Annotated in this window: 3 protein-coding genes; all 3 read left to right on the top strand. The window is 64.9% G+C overall.

Annotated elements, in window-relative coordinates:
• Nucleotides 1-2300, top strand: a 2300-nt coding sequence (gene nirB, locus CFR80_RS16305) for a nitrite reductase large subunit NirB (RefSeq protein ID WP_110507720.1), incomplete at its 5' end; no start/stop codon positions are given.
• A 4-nt stretch (nucleotides 2301-2304) separates the two neighbouring features.
• Complete coding sequence (locus tag CFR80_RS16300; RefSeq protein ID WP_110507719.1) at nucleotides 2305-6285, top strand: bifunctional nitrate reductase/sulfite reductase flavoprotein subunit alpha; 3981 nt, start codon at nucleotides 2305-2307, stop codon at nucleotides 6283-6285.
• Nucleotides 6285-6682, top strand: a 398-nt coding sequence (locus CFR80_RS16295; protein ID WP_110507718.1) for an ANTAR domain-containing response regulator, incomplete at its 3' end; no start/stop codon positions are given. The genes CFR80_RS16300 and CFR80_RS16295, both read left to right, overlap by 1 nt.

The following is a 6682-nucleotide window of genomic DNA, read 5'->3' as shown; positions in this document are numbered from 1 at the left end:
TGGGGATCGAAGTGCTTACATCCCATGCCACGCAGCAGATCACCGCGGGCGAGACACATCGTCACCGCCTTGTCTTTGCCGATGGTACATTCCTTGAAACCGATCTGGTGGTCTTTTCCGCAGGCATCCGCGCGCAGGATAAGCTGGCACGTGACTGCGGGCTTGCCATCGGTCCGCGCGGCGGTGTTGTGATAGACGGGCAATGCCGTACGTCCGACCCGGCAATCTACGCAATCGGGGAATGCGCGTGCTGGAACGGGCAGGTTTTTGGCCTGGTGGCACCGGGCTACACCATGGCGCGCACGCTCGCATCCACCCTGGCGGGAGAAGAAGCTGCCTTTACCGGTGCGGACATGTCCACCAAGCTCAAGCTGCTGGGTGTGGATGTCGGCTCGATTGGCGATGCGCATGGCGCGACACCGGGTAGTCGGAGCTACCGTTTCATCGGGGAAGTGGACGGATCCTACCGCCGCCTTGTGCTCTCGGATGATGGCAGTCGTGTGATCGGGGCCGTGCTGGTGGGGGATAACGCCTATTACGACACGATCGTGCAATATGTACAGAACGCCATCAAACCCCCGGCGGACCCCGCGGCCCTGATCCTGCCGCGTGGGGAGGGAGCGGACCTGCTGGGCGCTGACGCGCTGCCCGATACGGCCATGATCTGTTCGTGCCACAACGTGACGAAAGGGGCGATCTGCACCGCCATTGAAGGCGGCTGTACGGATATTGCCGCCCTGAAGCAGTACACAAAGGCCAGTACCGGCTGCGGCGGGTGTTCGGGCCTGCTCAAGAACGTGTTCGAGACCGAACTCGAAGCGCGCGGCATTGCGGTGGACCACAGCCTGTGCGAACATTTCTCCTACACGCGGCAGGAACTGTACTCGCTTGTCCGTGTGCATGGAATCCAGACTTTTGAAGACCTGATGACGCAATACGGCAATGGTGGCCTGGGCTGCGATATCTGCAAGCCCGCTGTCGGTTCCATCCTGGCATCGGCGTGGAACAAGCCGATTACGGACCCGCTCTATATTCCGCTGCAGGACACGAACGACACGTTCATGGCCAACATGCAGAAAAACGGCACCTATTCGGTCGTACCCCGCATTGCGGGCGGTGAGATCACACCGGACAAGCTGATTGTCCTGGGCCAGGTAGCAAAGAAATACGGTCTCTATACCAAGATCACTGGCGGCCAGCGTATCGATCTGTTCGGTGCGCAACTGGACCAGTTGCCCGATATCTGGGCTGAACTGCTGGAAGCAGGCTTCGAGACCGGGCAGGCCTATGGCAAGTCCACCCGGACCGTAAAATCCTGCGTGGGCAGCACATGGTGCCGCTATGGCGTGCAGGACAGCGTGGGCAAGGCGCTGGATCTGGAAAACCGCTACAAGGGCCTGCGTTCGCCGCACAAGCTTAAATTCGCCGTATCCGGCTGCACCCGCGAATGCGCCGAGGCACAGGGCAAGGATGTCGGTGTGATCGCCACCGAAAACGGCTGGAACCTGTATGTCTGCGGTAATGGTGGCATGCGCCCGCGCCATGCGGAACTGTTCGCGACCGATCTGGATGCCGAAACGCTGGTGAAATATATCGACCGTTTCCTGATGTTCTATATCCGGACGGCGGACAAGCTGCAGCGCACCTCTGTCTGGCGTGAGAATCTTGAAGGCGGTCTGGATTACCTCAAGGACGTCATCATCAATGACAGTCTTGGCATCTGTGCGGAACTGGAACGGCAGATGCAGATGGTGGTGGACCGTTACCACTGCGAATGGCGCGATGCACTGACGGACCGTGAAAAGCTCAAGCGGTTCCGTACCTTCGTCAATGACAGCCGTCCCGATCCGAACATCCGTACCATACCCGAGCGCGATCAGGTCCGTCCGGCGGACAACCTGCCGGAAACCACGCAGTCGGCCGGCCCCGTGGAGTGGACCGAGCTGTGCGGACACGATGACCTGGTGGCCATGTCCGGGGTCGTGGCATGGCATGACGGTAATCAGATCGCCCTGTTCTACCTGCCCGCGACGGAGGGTGCGCCCGCCCGGGTCTATGCAATCGACAACCACGACCCGTTTTCGAACGCCAACGTGCTCGGACGCGGCATCATGGGCGACCTGAAGGGACAGGTGGTGGTGGCCTCGCCGCTCTATAAACAGCATTTCCGTCTGGAGGATGGACAGTGCCTGGAGGATCCCGCCGTCCGGCTGCGGACATGGGACGCCCGCGTAGAAAACGGGAAAGTGGCGATCCGAGCCCGGACGGCCACAGCCACGCCGGAACCCATTCCGGCCTGATCCCATGGCGCGGGAGGACATCCGCACGGTCTGCCCCTATTGCGGGGTGGGCTGTGGGGTCATACTGGAGGTGGAGAACGGCCGTATTGCAAAAGTGCGGGGCGATGGCGCGCACCCGGCAAATGGCGGCCGCCTGTGCACCAAGGGCAGTTCGTGCGATCGGCCGCTCCTGTCCGACCAGCGCCTGCGCCATGCCGCCATCCGCCCCCGGCGCGGGGAACAGGCCGCACCTGCGGGCGTGCAGCAGGCCATCGACGCCACGGCGGCACGGCTGCGCGCCATCCTTGACGAACATGGACCCGACGCCATCGCCTTTTACGTATCGGGGCAGATGTCGCTGGAAGCACAGTACCTGATCAACAAATTGGCCAAGGGGTTTGTCCGCACCCAGCATATTGAATCCAATTCCCGCCTGTGCATGGCGGCCGCAGGCACCGGCTACAAGCTGTCGCTTGGCGCCGATGCCCCGCCGGGCAGTTATGAGGATTTCGACTGCACCAGCCTGTTTTTCGTCATTGGCGCTAATATGGCCGACTGCCACCCGATCCTGTTCCTGCGGCTGATGGACCGCAGGCGGGCAGGTGCGCGGCTGATCGTGGTCGACCCGCGCCGGACGGCCACGGCGGAAAAGGCCGATCTGTACCTGCCGATCCGCCCCGGCACGGATCTGGCGCTACTCAACGGCCTGCTCCATCTTCTGGTCAAAAACGACGCGATCGACAGGGACTTCATCGCCCGGACCACGACGGGGTGGGAGGCAATGGAACCCTTTCTGGATGAATACGCCCCCCGGACCGTGGCCGAAATCACCGGCCTGCCGGTTGAGGACATCCTGACCGCCGCGCGCTGGATCGCGGAGGCCGGGGAGTGGATGAGCCTGTGGACCATGGGCCTGAACCAGAGCGTCACCGGCACATGGAATACCAACGCGCTATGCAATCTGCACCTTGCCACCGGCGCGATCTGCCGCCCCGGCAGCGGGCCGTTTTCACTGACCGGGCAACCCAATGCCATGGGCGGGCGCGAAATGGGCTACATGGGGCCGGGCCTGCCGGGACAGCGCAGCGCACTGGTGGCAGCGGACCGCGCCTTTACGGAAGAACAGTGGTCGCTGCCCCCCGGCACCCTGCGCGACACCGGGGGCAATGGCGTGATTGCCATGTTCGAGGCGATGGAGCGCGGTGCCATCCGGGCATGCTGGGTCATCTGCACCAATCCCGTCGCCACGGTTGCCAATCGCCGCCATGTGGTCCGGGCACTGGAGGCAGCAGACTGCGTGATCGTGCAGGACGCGTTCGCGGATGGCGAGACGACGCGCTTTGCCGATATCGTGCTGCCTGCCGCCCTGTGGGCCGAGGGGGACGGCGTGCAGGTCAATTCCGACCGTACCATGACCCTTGCACGCAGGGCAGTACCGCCACCGGGCGAAGCACTGCCGGACTGGGACATCATTGCCCGCGTGGCGCGGGCAATGGGGTTTGCGCAGGATTTCGCCTTCACCTCCGCCGCCGAAGTGTTTGCCGAGGCCAGCCGGTTCAGCAACCCCAAAACCGGCTATGACATCGCGGGCGTCAGCCACGCGCGGCTGCGCAACGGACCGGTGCAGTGGCCCGCGCCCGCAGGCGACATGCAGGACCGGCATCCGATCCGTTACCTGTCTCCTGACGGGACCGGCCCCGTCTTCGCCACGCCAGACGGGAAGGGGGTCTTTTTTGCCCGTCCATGGATGCGGCCCGACGAATGGCCGGATGAGGAATTCCCCTTCGTGCTGAACAGTGGCAGGCTGCAGCACCAGTGGCATACGCTGACCAAGACCGGGCGCGTGGACAGCCTGAACCGCCTGAATCCCGGCCCCTTTGTGGAAATTGCCCCGCCCGATGCCCATGCGCTTGGGCTGTTAAAGGATGATCGCGTAAAAATCACGTCACGCCGGGGGCGGATCGTCCTGCCGGTCCAGATCTCCGCGCGGGTACGGCCCGGCACCTGCTTTGCCCCGTTCCACTGGAATGACCGTTTCGGGCCGGATCTGACGGTCAATTCCCTCACACCGGACGCAGTTGACCCGATTTCGCTGCAACCCGGCTTCAAACTCTGCGCGGTGGCGCTGGAACGGGTGGAACAGGCCGCACGCCCGGCCGCCGATGATGTGGAACCAGTCAGGAAAGGAGAGTCCGCCATGACGCTGCGCGCCCTTACCAGCCATCTCGGTCTGGAGCGGCCGGACCAGTCCGTTGCCGCAACCCTGACCGAGGAGGGACGGGCATGGCTGTCCGGGTTCCTCGACGGGCTGGAGATGGCCCCGCCGGGCACAGGGGAGGTACCCGTTCTGCCCGCATCGGCGCCCCTGCCGGCACAGGCGCGCACGCGGATCAGCGGTATCCTTGCGGGTCTGTACAGCCGCATGCAGCCAGGTGACGGGACCGTACAGGCACCTGCGGCCACCCCGCCGGGTATCAGCGTATGGTGGGCATCCCAGACCGGGCGCGCGGAAGGTCTGGCCGCCACGATCGTTGGCTGGCTGCGCGAGGCCGGCCACACGGCAGAGGGAAAATGCCTTGATGCATTCGATGCGGACACCACGCCTGCAGGTCCGGCGCTGTTCGTTGTGTCCACCTTCGGGGACGGGGATCCACCAGACTGCGCCGCTCCGTTCTGGGACATGCTGCGCGAACGCCACGCCCCCATGCCCGATCTGACATTCGCCGTGCTGGCGCTGGGGGATTCCTCATATGCCAGCTTCTGCGGCTTCGGGCGGGCACTGGACGGACGCCTGCGGGAACTGGGGGCGACGCCATTCGTGGACCGCGTGGACTGCGAACCTGATTTCGAGGAGACGGTCGAGGCATGGCGGGCAACCATGCTCACGGCCCTTGCGCAGGCAGGAACCGGTGGGCAGGCTACCGTGCCCGCCACACCCGCGCTGGCAGACCCGCCATCCCCCCCGGTTTCCGGCACGCGGGAAGCCCCCGTCATGGCCCGTCTGTCCATCAACGAACGCCTGTGCGCCGCAGGCTGCGACAGGGACACGCGGCGCATCGGCCTGGATGTCAGCGGAACGGAACTGAACTGGGTTCCAGGGGACGCACTGGGCATATGGCCCAGCAACCCGACGGCCCATGTGGACGCCGCCCTGCGCGCGCTGCGCCTGCCGGACGATACGCCCGTCGTACTGCGCGGCTGTGGAACGGTGGGACTGCACGAAGCCCTCACGCGCCATTTTGACCTGAGCCGCCCCAACCCGGCCATGCTGGCGGCACTGGGTGGCCGTGCGCCGGGTTTCCTGCCCCACCTGCTGAAAGACGCGTCCCTTCCAGTCACGGTGCAGGACGTACCGGGCCTGTTCCGGCGCATGCAGCCGCGGCTGTACTCGATTGCATCCTCGCCACAGGCATCCGGGCGGGTGGTGGAACTGACGATGGGGGTCAGCCATACGCCATGGCCGGGCGTATGCTCGAACTGGCTGGCGGGGCTGGATGACGGGGCGGACGTGCCGGTTTTCATCCAGCCCACCACACATTTCCGGCTGCCGGCGGATGATGCCGCCGCCGTGATCATGATCGGCCCCGGCACCGGCATCGCGCCATTCCGGGGGTTCCTGCAGGAACGTGCGGCACGGCAGTCTCCGGGCCGACACTGGCTGTTCTTCGGGGAACGCCACGCGGCGGAAGGCTTCTACTATCGTGACGAACTGGACGCCTTCCTGTCGTGCGGGGTGCTGACGCGCCTCGATACCGCCTTTTCACGCGATCAGCCCGAGCGCGTGTACGTGCAGGACCGGATGGAGGCCGCAGGCGACGCACTATGGGACTGGCTGCGGGACGGGGCCTATATCTATGTCTGCGGTGACGCGACCCGCATGGCGCGGGATGTTGATGCGGCGCTGCGCCGGATCGTGGCCCGTCACGGCGACCTGTCATCCGGCGATGCGGATGCATTCATAAGCAGCCTGACACGCGAAGGCCGCTATCTGCGTGATGTGTACTGATGCGTGAGGACATGTCACCCGGTACGCGCCTGCGGGTACTGGTCGCGGACGAAAATCCCCGCAGGGGCCATGCCCTGTCGGAGACGCTGCACGCCGATACGTCGCTGGATGTCCTGACCGTTCCCCCCGGTACGGCGCTGGTCGATGCGGTGCGGGCCTATCGGCCCGATATCGTGCTGGTCGACATGAACAGGGCCGACCGTGACGCGCTGGACAGCATTCGCGCCCTGTCCTGTTCAGCGCTGGAACGGCCGGTCGCCCTGTTCGTGGATGAGGACGATGTGGAACTGATGGAGACAGCCTTCGACACCGGCATATGTTCGTACAACGTGCTGGAGGCGCTGCCCCGTGACGTGAAGCCGCTGCTACGTGCCGCCATCGCGCTGTATGCCCGCTT

It is taken from the genome of Komagataeibacter oboediens, from assembly GCF_003207815.1.
GTDB classification, from domain to species: domain Bacteria; phylum Pseudomonadota; class Alphaproteobacteria; order Acetobacterales; family Acetobacteraceae; genus Komagataeibacter; species Komagataeibacter oboediens.
This window is presented reverse-complemented; position numbering and strand designations above follow the sequence as displayed.